Origin of the sequence: Streptococcus salivarius (assembly GCF_000785515.1) — a bacterium.
GTDB lineage: Bacteria > Bacillota > Bacilli > Lactobacillales > Streptococcaceae > Streptococcus > Streptococcus salivarius.
In genome coordinates, this window is the sequence record NZ_CP009913.1 from 214,188 (window position 1) to 229,265 (window position 15,078).

Below are 15,078 nucleotides of genomic sequence, written 5' to 3' on the forward strand. Positions count from 1 at the left end.
TTGAAAATTAAACCATCAAGGGTTAAAGTGAGGCTTTTTCTAATCGATAAAAGCCAGTTTTTCCAAGGTTTTTTTCTCTAAAATACGATAGGTTTTAAAGGCCTCTTTTTCGATAATTCCCTGGTCGATAAATTGTTTGATGACTCGCTGTACATGACGATAGCTAGTCCCAAAACGGGAAGCTAAAATGGATGGCGATAATTGAAAGATATTCTCTTCTTCACTATTCAAAATATGGGTGGCCAGACGCTCTTTGACAGAGTAGCTCGCATTCGTTGAAGCAGTGATACCTTGCTTATGCAGTGCCCTAGCCAGGTTACGTCCAATTTGGTAGAGAAAAACAGGGTCTTTGAGGAGTTCTTCTTTATTATTTAATGGGAGCTGAACTGCTTGAACCTCTTCTAAAGCAATGACTGATGATCCTGCTGGTTGGTTGGTCATGAGTTCTACATCTCCCAATATCTGAGGCTGATTGAGCGTTTCTAGGATATGTTCTTTACCATTGAAGAGAGAACGAACAATTTTTACCTTTCCTGATAAAATGTAGGTCAGCTCAGTGATAGCTTGCCCTTGGGTACAAATATAATCGTTCTTTTGAAAGGTGACTTTCTGTAATTGGTTGAGGTAGGGGGGTGGAAAGACCTGGTCAAGTTGAGGTCTTATGGTATGATTACGCATACATCTCCTTTTTTAGGACCTAGGTCCTATTTTTTAAAGTCTCCTTAGATTATAATGAAAAAATAACTATTAGACAAGTAAGGAAAGGATGTTCTTATCCCTATATTATGACACGAATTTTAGAAAAAATGAGCCTGCTTGGGCTATCCTTGCTCTTGATTTCGGCCTTTTCGATTTCAACAGCGTTACCACCTATGTTGGACTACTATAGCCCAACCTTTTCTGCCGCGCAAGTGGAGCTTCTAGTATCTGTCCCTTCATTTTCCGTAGTAGCGATGCTCTTGCTTAATTCATTTATTGACAAATGGCTAAGTGATAGACAGCTAATTGTGACTGGATTGCTCTTACTTAGTAGTGCTGGGATTTTTCCTTTTTTTGTACAAGCCTATCCTCTTGTCTTATTGTCACGTATTGCTTTTGGAATGGGGATTGGTCTTATCAATGCTAAGGCGATTGCCATCATCAGTCAACGTTATCAAGGTAAAGAGCGAGTTCAGATGTTAGGTATTCGTGGCTCCATGGAGTTGATTGGTGGAGCTTCTTGTTCTCTTTTAGTTGGACAATTACTGAAAATTCATTGGACCTTTGCCTTCCTTATCTATGGTTTTGGTTTTGTGATTTTGATTATGTATCTCCTTTTTGTGCCAACGATGGAGCAAGTGGAGAAGAAGCAGATTACAAAAAGAAAACAAGTTCTGAACAAAAAAGACCTTGGTATGATTCTTGGCATGGCTCTTTTAGCAGGTTTTGTCATCTGTATCAATTCTTCGATTAGTTTGCGCGTGCCTCTGTTTCAAGTTGCCGGTAAGACTATTGAGAGTGGTCAATCAGCCTTAGTACTGAGTTTAGAGCAGGGAATTGGAATTGTAGCTGGACTGAGCTTCGCCTCGCTTATAGGACATTTTAAAAATCGTCTTTTGACTATAGTGATGTTCTTGTTAGCGGTTTGTCTCTTTGGGATGTCAGTGGCTGGTAACTTACCGATTTTGATTTTATCTTCAGTTGGTGTTGGTTTCTTCTATAGTATTGTTTTGACAATTATCTTTAATCGACTTTCTGAGTCTATTGATAGAAATCTGTTGAACAAGGCGACAGCCTATGTCCTCTTAGGGTGTAACCTAGGGTCAGCTATTTCCCCTTATGTTTTGAAATTATTGGCACTCATATCTCCAAGTTTTAGTTGGATTTTTCTAGCCTATGCTATCGTAAGTTTCCTACTTTTCCTTGGATTTTTTCTGAATGCAAAAATGGTTAAAAAAGTCTAAGCTTCAAAAACTTAATCAGTGAAATCTTGCGATTGACAAAGATTAGTAGATGAGCTAAAATAGAGAGGTCGTAAAGACAAACCAACTCTTTCTTGGTTTTAGGAGAGCCAATCCTAAGACTCGGATGGAGCAAAAAAAGGAGAAAAAACATGGCAATCTCAAAAGAGAAAAAAAATGAAATCATTGCTCAATACGCACGTCACGAAGGTGACACTGGTTCAGTAGAGGTTCAAGTTGCTGTCCTTACTTGGGAAATCAACCACCTTAACGAACACATTAAACAACACAAAAAAGACCACGCTACTTACCGTGGTTTGATGAAAAAAATCGGTCACCGTCGTAACTTGTTGGCATACCTTCGCCGCACAGACGTTAACCGTTACCGTGAGTTGATTAGCTCACTCGGACTTCGTCGTTAATTCAAGATACAAGTGCCTAGGCCTTGTTCAATTGAATACACGAAAATGGAACTGCTCTATGATGGGGCAGTTTTTCTTTTTCACTCGGATTTTACCCGAGTGAAAAACAGCTCTCTAGATATAGAGGGCTGTTTTTTTGTATTCCTCTAAAAATTTTCTGACGATGATTAATCTATCGAACAAAAAAACTCCAAAATTAATTCTGGAAGTTTTTCTATTTTAAAATCTTTTTGATAACTGTTTGAAATTGAGGGAGTTGATGGATAGCAGTTCCGATAAGGATACCTAACATATTTAAGGTGATATCTCCCAAATCAAAGACTCCTAAATGTCCGAAGTACTGAATGGATTCGACGGAGAAAAGGGTAAGGAGACAGAGTAGGAGATTACTCAATCGTGAAGAAAAGAGGAGTCCCAGAGGGATGAACATTAACAGGTTCATGATGGGAACGAAGTGGCTGCCCCAGTATAATTCCCGAGCGAAGGAGAGGGGGTTAAGTGAGAGACCTTGGGTACCAATGTTTTTCAAGAAAAGTAGGTAGAAGAGAGCAAGAAAGTAAATGAAGTAGAGTAGGAGTAGTGTCTGTTTTTTCAGCTTTCTAGTAAGAAGGAGTTTCAAAAAAGCGTAGACAAAGTAACTCAGTAGGACAATAATGACTAGGTTGAGTAAGACTTGAAAGTAGGAGCCATAATGGGCGATGTAATGAACGTACTGTTCGAGATGCCCCCTATAAAACCAATAAGACAAGGCCAGTGAGAGCATTCCTAGTAAGATGTTACTCAATGTTTTTAATGTTTTTGCCACTTTGCTCCTCCATTTGCATATGATGAGTACACATTATATCAAAAAAAACGTTTAAAGAAAGTTAAGAAACTGTAACGAAGTTTTGATAGAATAAAAGGATAAGGCAGAATCAAAGACTAAAAAAGGACTTTGAAACAGCAACTCTACTTTTGACTAACAATTTAATGATTTTTGTAAACAGGCTATGAAAGCTTATAAAATAATTAAATTTTAAAAATTAGGAGTCAGCATCTTGTTTCAGGATTATTAAAATGTTATTATATAGTAGTGAATTTTTAACATAAAAAGGAGTTCGTCTTATGAATAAAAAGGTTTTGGCGACAGCCGGAATTGCAGCACTTGCAGTTTCTGCTACAGTTGCTAAAGCTGATGAGGTAACGACAAACGATCAAGCCTCAACAACAGCATCAGTATCATCGACAGCTACACAAGCTGTCCCAACTCAAGCCCAAGTTGAAGCGGCTAGAGAACAAGCCAGCGCTGCAAATCAAGCAGTATCGCAACAAGAGTCAGTAGTTGCTAATCATGAAGCAGCTGCCAACCAGGCTCAAGCAAACCTAGCGACAGCAGATGCTAACTTGCAAAAGGCACAAACAGCAGCCGATGAAGCAAGTCCAGAAACTATTGCTGCCGCTCAAGGTCAAGTAACTACTGCGGAAAATGCGGCTAAGGAAGCTAAGTCAGCAGTCGAAACAGCTCAATCAGCAGAAAAAACTGCCAAAGATGCAGCAGACAAACAGCAATCTGTCGTTAATACAGATCAAGCTAATGTCAATGCTAAAGCTAGTGAAGTTGCTAATGCTCAAAAATCAGTAGATGCTGCTAAAGCAGCTCTTAATGGTTCTAGCGCTTCTGAGGCAGCTTCTAACCAAGCTAAAGCACAATCAGTTTTTGACGCTGCAACAGTAGCTGAGAAAAAAGCTCAAGAAGAACTGGCAGCAGCTCAGGCAGCTGATAAAGAAAAAGCTACTGCTATTTTAGCTAAAGAAGGTCAATTGACTGCAGACCAAAATGCAGCAAACCAAGCTAAAGCAGCCTATGAGACTGCTCAAACAGTAGCTAATGAAAAGGCAGCTGCCCTTGCAGCCGCTGAAGCAGCTAAGAAAAAAGCAGAATCTTCAACAACTTCAACAGCTAATGTTCGTCAAAAATTCTCAGTGTCACAAGAGTATGTCAATGCTCTTAAGATTCATGAGTCTAAAACAGCGACAGCAGCAGAAATAGCTCAAGCTGAACAAGTCTTGAAGAACGTTAATAAACGTGATCGTGGTAACAATAGTTATCAAGACAATGAAGCAGATAAAAATGTTAAAATTAGTGATTTGAATAATCTTAGTGAAGCTCAAATTACAGATTTGTCATTGTATGCTTCAAGTTTGATTAACCAAATTCGTACAGCCTTTGGTACAACTCAAACATCTGTTTCAAAAGGTAGTGTTCTTGCAGCTGATCGTGTTTCAGATGGTTATGTAGCAGATAACTGGGGTTGGGAAGCTATTACCCATAAAAGACATGATAGTGCCGCCCTTGACCGTGCTGGTAAGTCATTTAATAGTGTAAGTATTGGTGAAAACCTTAATACATGGCAAGGTTTGACAGGACCATTTACACTTAACGACATTAAGAAATATGTCTATGAAGCTATGCTCGACTTCATGTTTAATGGTAATGAGTGGAACCATGCTCGTTCTATCTCTGGACTTACAGCAGATGGTGGTGAGGCTTACATTGGTACAGACATCAGTGTTGTTGCCGGTGCCTTTAACGTTCACGTAAACAATGTCAATAAAAATTCTATCGCTTCTGATAGTAGCTTTGACACAACTAAGATTGCTAACCCATATGTAGGTAACCAATCTCAACCATCTTCAAATGCAAATCTAGCAGCTGCAAAAGCAGCTTATGAAGCTGCTAAACAAGCTAACGATCAAGCTCAAAGTGATTTGGCTAGCAAGAAATCTGCTTCTGAGTCAGCAACTCTTAAACTTAAGAATACTCAATCAGAACTTGCAGCTCTTAAAGCGACTGCAAGCAAGTTGGCAGCTGCTCAGAATAACCTTTCTGAAAAACAAGCCGCCCTTGCAACTGCTAAATCAGAATTGGAAAAAGCTAATGCTGCAGTTGAAAATCTTAATGCTAATGCACAAGAAAAAGCAGCAGCCCTTAGCAAAGCTCAAGCAACTCTTGATGAAAAACAAGCAGAGCTTCAAACAGCTAAAGATAAACTTGCGACAAGTTCTGCGACCTTGCAACGTTTGACAAATGCATACAACGCTGCTAAGCAAGATACTGCTAAGAAACAAGTAGCATTGACACAAGCTAACCAAGCTTTGGCTTCTGCTAAGAACCGTGTAGCAGCTCTTACAAATGCTTCAGCTAACCTAGCTAAGGCTAAGGCAGAACGTGCAACGGCCTTTGCTAAATTTACTGCGGCGAAAGGTGCTCTTTCAACTGAACGTGCGAAACTGGTTGAATTGTCTGCTAAACGTGATAAATTAACGAGCGAATACACGACAGTTCAAACAGCTTTCGATAACTATATGAAAGCTAAGGCAGACAAAGAGCTTCAAACACAATTGGCTAAAGAGTATGCTAACATCATCTCTAAAGGTCTTACACCAGTACCTGTTTACGATGTAGATGGTAAAGTTGTTGCTTTCACAACACAAGAACAAGCAGCTCAAACGGCGGCTCAAATTCCTGTAAATTATGGTCAAGCAAAAGCAGAGAAACAAGCTCCTGTACAAGAAACAGACAGCTTGCCAGAAACAGACAGCTTGCCAGAAACAGGTGAGTCAACTGCAGTAGGATTCAGTCTTGTAGGTCTCTTTATGACACTATTGGCCTTCCTTGGTTTTGTTGACAGACGTACACGTCGTAACTAATCATAGAAAAAAACGGCAACTGCCGTTTTTTTATTATGAAAATGCAATCTTCTACTGAGTCTTTCATTATGTGATGGCGGACGTCAGCGACCTTCTGCGAAGTTCCATGACTAAGTTTTGAGTCTAATGTCTCAAAACTTCCGAATGCCAGAAAACTTAATAGTTTTCTGGCATTTTTTTTTCACATAGGAAAGACTCATTTGCTGATTAATATATTATCAACAAACAATAATTATTTTAAAATTATAGAGCAGAATCATATTCAATTTGATAATGGAGTTTAGTTTATCTTTTATATGAAATATTCTTAAGCGACTTTTGATATTAATTTAAAGCAATATTCTAGATAATCTTCTATTTCAGATTTAGAGAATTTGTGAAAATTAATGACTCCTAAAAATCCGATATGGCTTCTGAAAAATTTGGTGTGGTCCATAGTGGTTGAAACTAATATCAGAATAGATTTTGGTTCTATTTGTCTGATTTTTTTGGAGATATGTAATCCATCCCAAGATTTTAGTTGAGGATCGTATATGATAAAATAGACATTAGTGGGGGTACCTAGTTTTTGTTTTTGAATATCACCTTGTCTATGTTTAATTTTTAATCTGGTATTAGGGTATTTTTTCTTAAGCAATTGTTTAAGGATTTTGGTCAGTGGTTGTTGATATCTAAATGGTTGAATTATATAGATTTTATCACTCATAATTTTACCTTTCTTTTTATTATCAATTTTATCATGATGAGTAAATAAGAGGTTTGGCTTGTCGTGAATGGTGTTTATTTTGTAATGGTAGAGATAATTTTACCGTTTATGACAAAAAAAAGTACCGTTGGATGTAATTTTAGTTTTTTAAGAGAACTCTTTGTTATGATTAAATTATGTTATAGTAAGGGGGAAATGATGGATTATATTGTTGCTAAAAAAGATAGCATGTCGGTTAAAATCCCAATTGGAGAGATTCTATATATCGGTACAATGTCAGATTGTCCAAGACTTTTGCAGTTTATAACTGATAATGGAATTTTTGAGACTTATGGAAAAATAAAAGACTTTGAAATAGATATGGGGTTAGTTTTTAGGCGCTGTCATAGAAAATATTTAGTTAATCTTAAGCGTATAAAAGCTATTGATTTAGGAACTAGACGAATTATGTTTGATAATAGTAAAGTTAATTCCATTGTCTGTTCGCGACGAAAACTTACTGAAGTTTTAAAGGATTGGAAGAATTTATAGTTTAAGAGGATATATATGTTAAATATTTTTGTTCTAGAAGATGATTTTTTTCAGCAAACTCGTATTGAGACAGCGATTAAGAAATGTATGTCTGATAATAAAATGAGGTATAGGTATTTAGAAGTCTTTGGTAAGCCTCAACAGTTGTTAGATGCAATTAAAGAGACAGGAAATCATCAATTTTTCTTTCTTGATATTGAAATTAAAGGAGATAAAAAGAGAGGAATGGAGATTGCGCGTGAAATCCGTGAAAAAGATCCTAGTGCGTCGATTGTCTTTGTGACGACTCACTCAGAATTTATGCCAGTCACCTACAGTTACCGTGTATCTGCTTTGGACTTTATCGACAAAGGGTTAAGTGATCAAGATTATCAGGAAGCTATTTCGTCTGTTTTGATACATGCTACTGGTAGTGTTAATAAAACAATAGGTGAAGATTCATTTTGTTTTAAATCAGAACATTCCCAAATACAAGTTCCTTTTTCAGATATTCTTTATTTTGAGACCTCACCTACGATTCATAAGGTAATTTTAACGACGAAGAAAGGCCATATGGAATTTTATGGTAAAGTTTCAGATATTGCGAAGGCAGACAAAAGACTCTACCAAAGTCATAGATCTTATGTAGTGAATCCAGAGAATATTATTCGTATTGACAAATCAAATCATACTGTTTTCTTTGAAAATGATGAATCTTGTTTTGTATCTCGTATGAAATTAAAAGGTTTAGTTGAGAGGATTACTTTGAGATGAAATTTGAGTATGAGGGAGTATTTTTTATTGGGTGGGTTATTAGATTAGTCATCTTTCAACAAGTTAGTGATTACAAATTTAAAGTTAGACACTTATTTATTATTCCTATTTTATTTACTCTTGTGGAATACTTTTTTTTATGATATTGTATTCTGGGGTGAATTCTTTTTCCTACCTTTAATTGTTTTATTCATAAAAACAAAAAAACATTGGTCTTGGGTTCAATCCTTATTCTATTGCTTTTTCACTTTAGCTATCTATGAGATAGTTAGTAGTTTGTCTTCTCTTTATTTTCAATTTGTATTTAAAATACCAGAGACTACTTTGGAAAATAACGTTTGGCTAGATTGGATTCCTACACTTTTATCCTTTCCTCTATATGTTTTGTTTTTAAAATTAGTAAGAATAGATTTAAATACACTGTCAAGAGAAATTAAAAATGATAAGTTAACAAGAGTTGTTTACTTATTTACTATAACAATGATTTTATATTATATATCTAGCTATATTTTACGAAGTATACCTACATTAGAGTATGCGGGCTGGATCTCTTTTAATATAGAAGATATATATATTAATAGGGTAATTATTTATAGTTACTTTCCAATATTCTTGGGTTTTTTATTATACATTCAGTATCTTGTTAAAGAAAATATAAATAGGGAGCTAGAAAAAATTAAGGACTCACAGATTTCATCGATGAGTATTTATAGTGAGCATATAGAGTCATTGTATAAAGAAATCAAGAGTTTTCGTCATGATTATACAAACATATTAGTTAGTTTAAATGAATCCATAAAAAATAGAGACATAGATGGGATTGAAAGCATATATGATTCAGTGCTTTTGGATTCAGATAAAACTTTTTATAATACGCATTATGATATTGCTAACTTGGTAAATCTAGAGGATTTAGCAATGAAATCTATTGTTTCAGCAAAAATGTTTGAGGCACAAAGTAAGGGGATTAGACTTTCTATAGAGATAGAAAAGGTTATTAAAGCTCCGGCTAGTATAGATTCAATAGATTTGTTGAAATTATTAGCCATCTTTTTGGATAATGCTATAGAGTCCTCATTGGAATCAGCTTCACCAGAGCTTTCATTTGTATATTTTCAAGAAGAAAATCGTAAAATAATGATTATTGAAAATTCAACAAAGCAGGAGAGAATTAATACAAAGGCCATTTTTAATTATGGCTACTCAACTAAAGGTAATGGTAGAGGGATAGGGCTAGCTAATGTATATGAGATTCTATCGACTTACAGTAGAGTATATTTAAAAACTTATAGTAATGAGTATAAATTTCGACAAGAATTGGTTTTTGAAGATTAAAAAGTAGACATATAATTCATGTCTACTTTTTTGTATTTAGGAAATCTTTCAAGATTGAACAAAGATATATTAATACTGAAATAGTGCAATTATAAATATTAGTGTTGCTACTAAAAAGAATTATCTGTAATTTTTTGCCCGTTTATTACTAATAATGTGCTGTTTATTATATTTAAGATGCGAACTATTAAGTTTAATATATACTAATTTTTGTAAGAGCAAGTTCAGAAAAATACTTAGCTTAAATCATTTATGAAAGGAATCTACTATATTTAATTTATTGGATTATATGCAAAACGTTATTCACAATCTAAATAGATTTGATATCAAATATTGTTTTTTAACTACTAATGAAATAGAAAGCGAGATTATATATGTCGTTATTTAAATCAGTTTTCAAATCAGTTTTTAAGAGAAAGGATGTTAATATTTTTCTTACATTTGCCTTTCTCCCTGTTTTAGTTCCATTGTTATCAGGGTTCATGGAAGGAATGAGTTCAGAATATACAGGTAATTTTCTTTCTTTTTTTAGAGTCAGCAGTGAGTACGCAATATCGCTTTGTATTGCCTATACTTTTATTTTCTTTGGTTGTATCTTCAGTTTTTAAGGATGAAATAGACTCAGGTATTATGTTTCTTTATAAAGATATTAATAGAAAGAAAATTTTTAATGCCAAATTATTGAGTTTAGTTGCAGTATACAGTATTTTTTTGGGGTTAACTATTTTTACGAGTATTGTATCTTATTATGGATTTATGTTGCCCAAAGGAGAAGTTTCATCAAACTTTATCGCAAATCAATCTTCAGCTACAATTAAGAGTTTATTTACCTTAATTTCAACTATTAATTTAAATCTAATTACAATTACTTTAGTTGTGATGGTATCTATCACCTCTAAAACTATCAAGTCAGTATTGGCTGGGGTTTTCTTTTCACTAGCGGCATCTGTTTCTCCGATGTTAATCGGTATTCAGTACCTCTTTCCAAATGGATATATCCACTTTATTCAAAGTAATTGGGTTTTATCATATATGGCTGCAGTTGTTATTTCCATTATCTACTTCGTTATTTTTTACGTAAGAGGTATGCATAAATTTAAAAATGTGGAATTCTAGGAGGAGAAATGAAGAATAATATTCAATCGCTAGTTTTTCCATATAGATTACTTGCTATAGCTACCTCGATATATAGTGCAGGTACATCAACTATTTTCTTAGATTTAACAGGAGATTTTGAATAATGTTAATCTTATTAATTACCCTAATTTATTTACTTACGACTTTGGCAACTATCTTTTTATTGCCTCATATGTCTGTTCCAATCCTTTTATTTTCTTTATATGTGTTACCATTGATTATTAATTTTATTGGATATAAGCTAAAGCAACTTAAATGTAAAACGTTTCTGACTTTCTTATTACCCACAATGTCTTTATTAGGGTATATGGTATTTGCTTACGTTACTGTTAAATCAGGTACTTGGACAAATTTTGTTAATATTAATACGTTTTCAAATAGTGATATGAGTGTAAAAGTTGGAATGAATTTGTTATCAGTAGCTCAACTAGTATTTGTGACATTGCTGTTTTATGGAGTGTCACTGACAACGCACTTTATTAATAAAAAAATTTCAGTGAATAAAGGAGCTAAATATGCTTAAAATAGAAAATCTTTCAAAAAAATTTCCCGGTAATGATTTTTATTCGCTATCAGATGTATCTCTCGAAATTGAGAAGGGAGAAATTGTAGGCCTTATTGGAAAAAACGGCGCTGGTAAGTCAACATTAATGAAAATGATGGCAAAATCACAAAAACCAACTTCAGGTAAGATTAGTTATAATGGTACGGATATAAATAGTAATGATAATGTTTTGGAAGACTTTGGAATTATGATTGAACCAGTATTCTATCCAGAAATGTCAGTTATAGATAATCTAAAGTTTTATTTGAAGCTTCATGGAAAAAAAGAGTTATATCCTAATATCGAGAGGACTTTGAAATTAGTTGAGTTGTGGGAATCTCGAAATCGTAAACCCAAAGGATTCTCATTTGGGATGAAGCAGCGTACAGCCTTGGCTATTGCTCTAGTAGCTGAACCAGACTTTCTAATTTTGGATGAACCATTTGTAGGGCTGGATCCAGTAGGTGTTCAAAAGTTAATTGATATTTTAAAAAAATGGTCCAGTGAACGTCAAATTTCTATGTTGATTTCTAGCCATCAACTTGGAGAATTGGAAGCTTTGTGTAATAGATATATCTATATTGAAGGTGGGAAACTTGCGGAGTCCTTTATTGGTAAGGCTCAGCCAAGTTTAGTGGTTCACCTAAATTCTAAGTATCATATGTGTAATCTTAAAGATCATATTTCACAAGGAATTACTTTAAGCGATGGTTTGCTAGATATTCCAATATCTGTTGATAAGGAAGCGCTTAATGATATTTTTGGAGTATTAGCTAGTGAATCTCTGATAGAATCAATCGAAGTGAAAGAGAATCACCTTAAGGAAGTATTTATGAAAGGATGAGGTTATGAAGCAAATTTTTTCCGCAGTATTTGAATCAGTTTGGAAAAGAAAAGAGACAAAAATATTCCTATTATTTAGTTTGTATCCTCTAGTTTACTGGGTAGCCTCACTTTTTGGTGATTCTAATTTCATGCAAATTACAAACTCTGGGAATTCAAAAGTTGGTTATCTTGATTTTGCTGATATGATTTTAAATTCTATGGATACTATGATTTTACCAACCTTAGCTCTTTATTTCCTAACCATCTCAGTTTTTAGAAGAGAAACAGATGATCATACAATGTTCATGTATAAGGATATTAACAGAAAAAATATTTTCTTGTCAAAATACTTTAGTTTGTTATTAATCTTACTCGTATATTTTGGAGTTTTCTTGTTATCTTCATTAGTTGTTCACTATACTAGAGTAGTACATATGGATTTTGGGACAACTCGCTTTTTATCTGAAAATACTTACTATACTTTTTTGGGGTTACAAAGTATTTTTATAATATTTTTAAAAGGAGTCCTCTCTATTTCTGTGTCAGCTTTTATTTCTCTTAGATTTGGTATAGGTACAACAATGATTACAGGAATTGGATTATCTGTAGTTATGATGATTACCTCAATTGTAGGTGGTCCTATCGCAACACTTTTTCCGAATGGCTATAGTCAGTTTACGACAACAGTGAATAACGCTTGGATTGGCTTAGTTGGTCCTACTATGTTAACGATGTTTTATAGTATTATTCTAAGTCTGTTTGGCCTAAAAAAATTTAATAGCCTGGAGTACTAAGTTATTATAGAAAATTTTGAGGAGTTAAGTGAGTAAATAAAAAAGTTAAGGTCGAAACCTTAACTTTTTTGTTTTTAACCCAAGAAACGTTTGAGGAATTCCTTAGTACGTTCTTCTTTAGGATTTTCAAAGATTTGTTCTGGGCTACCTTGTTCAGCAATTACCCCTTTATCCATGAAGATGACACGGTCTGAAACATCACGTGCGAACTCCATTTCATGGGTAACGATAATCATGGTCAAACCAGTTTCAGATAGCTCCTGCATAGTCTTGAGTACTTCCCCTACCATTTCTGGGTCAAGGGCTGAAGTTGGCTCGTCAAAGAGGATGGCTTCTGGATCAACAGAGAGGGCACGAGCGATTGCTACACGTTGTTTTTGTCCCCCTGAAAGTTGCTTTGGTTTAGCTTTCCAGTATTGTTCCCCCATACCAACTTTCTCCAAGTTAGCTTTGGCGATGCTTTCAGCTTCTTTACGGTCACGTTTGAGAACAGTTGTTTGAGCTACGATAGCATTTTCCAAGACATTAAGGTTTTCAAAGAGGTTGAAGGATTGGAAAACCATACCGAGTCTTTCACGATAGGTAGTGAGGTCGTAACCTTTTTCAAGGACGTTGTCCCCATGATAGAGGATTTCACCACCTGAAGGTGATTCGAGTAGGTTAATAGAGCGAAGGAAGGTTGATTTCCCTGAACCTGAAGAACCAATAATTGAGATAACCTCACCCTTTTTGACGCTGAGGGAGATATCTTTGAGGACTTCATTTTTTCCGTATGATTTTTTGAGGTTTTTAATTTCTAAAATCGTCTCAGTCATTAGTGAACCCCTCCTTGTGTGTAAGTATCTTGATCCAAACGGCGTTCTACATAACGCAAGATGCGTGTCACTGTGAAGGTAAGGACAAAGTAGATTGCTGCGATAACAAAGAATGTTTGGAAGTATTGATAAGTTTGGCTTGCGACAGTGTTACCTGCGAAGTAAAGTTCCACAACAGAGATAACGTTCAAAACAGAGGTATCCTTGATATTGATAACGAACTCATTACCAGTAGCTGGCAAGATGTTACGGATAACCTGTGGAAGAACAATCTTACGCATGGTTTGACCATGGGTAAATCCAAGAGCAGTTGCAGCTTCAAATTGTCCTTTATCTACAGCGAAGATACCACCACGAACGATTTCACTCATGTAGGCTCCAGTGTTGATAGAAACGATGAAGACAGCTGCTAGGGTACGGTCAATATTGATACCAAAGGCCTGGGCAGTACCGTAGTAGATAACCATAGATTGTACAATCATTGGCGTACCACGGAAAACTTCGATATAGACATTAAGCACCCAACCGAAGAGTTTTTGGAGCAAGGCTACAAATTTATTAGCAGCCTTAGGAGCTGTGCGGTAAACACCAATCATAAGACCGATGAAAGTACCCACAACTGTACCGATAATTGAGATAAGAAGGGTAATTCCTGTACCACGTAAGAATTGTGGCCAGTTCTTAGCGATGATATTGCTCATCTGACTAAAGAAGTTTCCTTTTTTAGCCTCATCAGTCTTATCTGCAGGTTGGATGTCAATGATGTGATCCATCAGTTTAGCACGTTCCTCTTGGCTGATTCCAGCAAGGACCTTATTGACTTGTTCCATTTGCTGGCTGTCTCCTTTGCGAAGGCCGACGGCCAAGGAGACGTCATCGTCTGAAACCTGGAAACCACCATCTTTAAGCGTAATCATCTTATATTTTGAGCTAGCTTCTTCGGCAGTTTTTGCTTCAGGACGCTCTGAAACATAACCATCGATGATACCAGATGCAAGGGCTTGGCGCATAGCACCGAAGTCTCCCATAGCGGTTTGTTTGCTGACACCTGGGATTTGGTCAATCAAATTATAGAGATAAACCCCTTGTTGAGCTGTGATTTTAGCATCCTTGAAGTCTTTGAGACTCTTAGCGTTGGCATAATCACCGTCTGAGCTGACAACCATGACAGGTTCGCTTCGGTAATAGCTGTCTGAAAAGTCGATTTCTTGACGACGTTCAGCTGTTGGGCTCATACCTGCGATGATCATATCGATTTTGCCGGAAGTGAGGGCAGGAATCAAACCTGTCCAAGCTGTTTTGACTACCAAGGGTTTCTTGCCTTGAGCTTCAGCGATTTTTTTAGCGATTTGCACGTCATAACCGTTGGCATACTGTTTGGTACCTTCGATTGGAACGGCTCCGTTTGAGTTATCGTCCTGCGTCCAGTTGAAAGGTGCATAGGCAGCCTCCATACCCACACGGAGATACTCGTCTGCTTGAGCGCTTGATACTCCGCCAAAAACGAGGAGGAGCGCTGCAAAGCAGGCTATAATAATTTTTTTCATTGAAACAATGTCTCCTATAAAAATGTCATACCTTACTAT

Annotated in this window: 15 protein-coding genes; 10 read left to right on the forward strand and 5 right to left on the reverse strand. The window is 35.7% G+C overall.

Going from position 1 to position 15,078, the window contains the following annotated elements:
- Positions 1-39: 39 nt before the first annotated feature.
- Positions 40-678, reverse strand: coding sequence for a Crp/Fnr family transcriptional regulator (locus SSAL8618_RS01160; protein ID WP_038675173.1), 639 nt, complete (start codon positions 676-678; stop codon positions 40-42).
- Positions 679-785: 107 nt separating this feature from the next.
- Between SSAL8618_RS01160 and SSAL8618_RS01165 the strand changes: the two genes are divergently transcribed.
- Positions 786-1,943, forward strand: coding sequence for an MFS transporter (locus tag SSAL8618_RS01165; protein WP_038675176.1), 1,158 nt, complete (start codon positions 786-788; stop codon positions 1,941-1,943).
- Positions 1,944-2,092: 149 nt separating this feature from the next.
- On the forward strand, positions 2,093-2,362 hold the full coding sequence (gene rpsO, locus SSAL8618_RS01170) for a 30S ribosomal protein S15 (RefSeq protein WP_002883618.1): 270 nt from the start codon (positions 2,093-2,095) through the stop codon (positions 2,360-2,362).
- A 214-nt stretch (positions 2,363-2,576) separates the two neighbouring features.
- Here rpsO and SSAL8618_RS01175 read toward each other — a convergent pair whose 3' ends face one another.
- Positions 2,577-3,125, reverse strand: coding sequence for a VanZ family protein (locus SSAL8618_RS01175; protein WP_052124411.1), 549 nt, complete (start codon positions 3,123-3,125; stop codon positions 2,577-2,579).
- A 341-nt stretch (positions 3,126-3,466) separates the two neighbouring features.
- Here SSAL8618_RS01175 and SSAL8618_RS01180 point away from each other — a divergent pair, with 341 nt between their 5' ends.
- Positions 3,467-6,052, forward strand: coding sequence for an SEC10/PgrA surface exclusion domain-containing protein (locus tag SSAL8618_RS01180; protein ID WP_038675180.1), 2,586 nt, complete (start codon positions 3,467-3,469; stop codon positions 6,050-6,052).
- A 307-nt stretch (positions 6,053-6,359) separates the two neighbouring features.
- On the opposite strand, the gene SSAL8618_RS01185 is transcribed toward SSAL8618_RS01180, so the two are convergent.
- A complete protein-coding gene (locus SSAL8618_RS01185) occupies positions 6,360-6,758 on the reverse strand; it encodes a hypothetical protein (protein ID WP_038675182.1) in 399 nt (132 codons plus the stop codon).
- Between the two features lie 108 nt (positions 6,759-6,866).
- On the opposite strand from SSAL8618_RS01185, the gene SSAL8618_RS01190 reads away from it, so the two are divergent.
- The 7 genes from SSAL8618_RS01190 (at position 6,867) to SSAL8618_RS01220 (ending at position 12,677) form a co-directional block, all read left to right on the forward strand.
- On the forward strand, positions 6,867-7,289 hold the full coding sequence (locus SSAL8618_RS01190; RefSeq protein WP_167333136.1) for a LytTR family DNA-binding domain-containing protein: 423 nt from the start codon (positions 6,867-6,869) through the stop codon (positions 7,287-7,289).
- A gap of 15 nt (positions 7,290-7,304) precedes the next feature.
- The gene (locus tag SSAL8618_RS01195) at positions 7,305-8,042 is read left to right on the forward strand and encodes a response regulator transcription factor (RefSeq protein ID WP_002889752.1); all 738 of its coding nucleotides are present in this window, start codon (positions 7,305-7,307) and stop codon (positions 8,040-8,042) included.
- Between the two features lie 324 nt (positions 8,043-8,366).
- A complete protein-coding gene (locus SSAL8618_RS01200; protein ID WP_257001913.1) occupies positions 8,367-9,377 on the forward strand; it encodes a GHKL domain-containing protein in 1,011 nt (336 codons plus the stop codon).
- A gap of 540 nt (positions 9,378-9,917) precedes the next feature.
- Entirely contained in the window at positions 9,918-10,493 is a 576-nt protein-coding gene (locus SSAL8618_RS01205; RefSeq protein WP_052124394.1) for a hypothetical protein, read from the forward strand.
- Between the two features lie 124 nt (positions 10,494-10,617).
- Complete coding sequence (locus SSAL8618_RS01210; RefSeq protein ID WP_052124395.1) at positions 10,618-11,037, forward strand: Msa family membrane protein; 420 nt, start codon at positions 10,618-10,620, stop codon at positions 11,035-11,037.
- Entirely contained in the window at positions 11,030-11,902 is an 873-nt protein-coding gene (locus tag SSAL8618_RS01215; protein WP_038675187.1) for an ABC transporter ATP-binding protein, read from the forward strand. Before SSAL8618_RS01210 ends, SSAL8618_RS01215 begins: the two co-directional genes overlap by 8 nt.
- Before the next feature lie 4 nt (positions 11,903-11,906).
- The gene (locus SSAL8618_RS01220) at positions 11,907-12,677 is read left to right on the forward strand and encodes a membrane protein (protein WP_038675188.1); all 771 of its coding nucleotides are present in this window, start codon (positions 11,907-11,909) and stop codon (positions 12,675-12,677) included.
- 74 nt (positions 12,678-12,751) lie between these two features.
- Here the strand turns inward: SSAL8618_RS01220 and SSAL8618_RS01225 are convergent, their stop codons facing one another.
- Together SSAL8618_RS01225 and SSAL8618_RS01230 are read right to left on the reverse strand one after the other, a co-directional pair.
- Positions 12,752-13,492, reverse strand: coding sequence for an amino acid ABC transporter ATP-binding protein (locus SSAL8618_RS01225; protein ID WP_002886432.1), 741 nt, complete (start codon positions 13,490-13,492; stop codon positions 12,752-12,754).
- Positions 13,492-15,039 carry an ABC transporter substrate-binding protein/permease gene (locus SSAL8618_RS01230; protein ID WP_022496531.1) on the reverse strand — a complete coding sequence of 516 codons (1,548 nt, stop codon included), beginning with the start codon at positions 15,037-15,039 and terminating at the stop codon, positions 13,492-13,494. The genes SSAL8618_RS01225 and SSAL8618_RS01230 overlap by 1 nt, the downstream gene beginning before the upstream one ends.
- Positions 15,040-15,078 lie beyond the last annotated feature (39 nt).

What these genes read in the sequence shown, in the direction of transcription:
- SSAL8618_RS01215 (WP_038675187.1), top strand. Translation starts at nt 11,030, where the DNA reads ATGCTTAAAATAGAAAATCTTTCAAAAAAATTTCCCGGTAATGATTTT.
- SSAL8618_RS01195 (WP_002889752.1), top strand. Translation starts at nt 7,305, where the DNA reads ATGTTAAATATTTTTGTTCTAGAAGATGATTTTTTTCAGCAAACTCGT.
- SSAL8618_RS01220 (WP_038675188.1), top strand. Translation starts at nt 11,907, where the DNA reads ATGAAGCAAATTTTTTCCGCAGTATTTGAATCAGTTTGGAAAAGAAAA.
- SSAL8618_RS01160 (WP_038675173.1), bottom strand. Translation starts at nt 678, where the DNA reads ATGCGTAATCATACCATAAGACCTCAACTTGACCAGGTCTTTCCACCC.
- SSAL8618_RS01190 (WP_167333136.1), top strand. Translation starts at nt 6,867, where the DNA reads ATGACAAAAAAAAGTACCGTTGGATGTAATTTTAGTTTTTTAAGAGAA.
- rpsO (WP_002883618.1), top strand. Translation starts at nt 2,093, where the DNA reads ATGGCAATCTCAAAAGAGAAAAAAAATGAAATCATTGCTCAATACGCA.
- SSAL8618_RS01185 (WP_038675182.1), bottom strand. Translation starts at nt 6,758, where the DNA reads ATGAGTGATAAAATCTATATAATTCAACCATTTAGATATCAACAACCA.
- SSAL8618_RS01165 (WP_038675176.1), top strand. Translation starts at nt 786, where the DNA reads ATGACACGAATTTTAGAAAAAATGAGCCTGCTTGGGCTATCCTTGCTC.
- SSAL8618_RS01175 (WP_052124411.1), bottom strand. Translation starts at nt 3,125, where the DNA reads ATGCTCTCACTGGCCTTGTCTTATTGGTTTTATAGGGGGCATCTCGAA.
- SSAL8618_RS01230 (WP_022496531.1), bottom strand. Translation starts at nt 15,039, where the DNA reads ATGAAAAAAATTATTATAGCCTGCTTTGCAGCGCTCCTCCTCGTTTTT.
- SSAL8618_RS01180 (WP_038675180.1), top strand. Translation starts at nt 3,467, where the DNA reads ATGAATAAAAAGGTTTTGGCGACAGCCGGAATTGCAGCACTTGCAGTT.
- SSAL8618_RS01225 (WP_002886432.1), bottom strand. Translation starts at nt 13,492, where the DNA reads ATGACTGAGACGATTTTAGAAATTAAAAACCTCAAAAAATCATACGGA.
- SSAL8618_RS01210 (WP_052124395.1), top strand. Translation starts at nt 10,618, where the DNA reads ATGTTAATCTTATTAATTACCCTAATTTATTTACTTACGACTTTGGCA.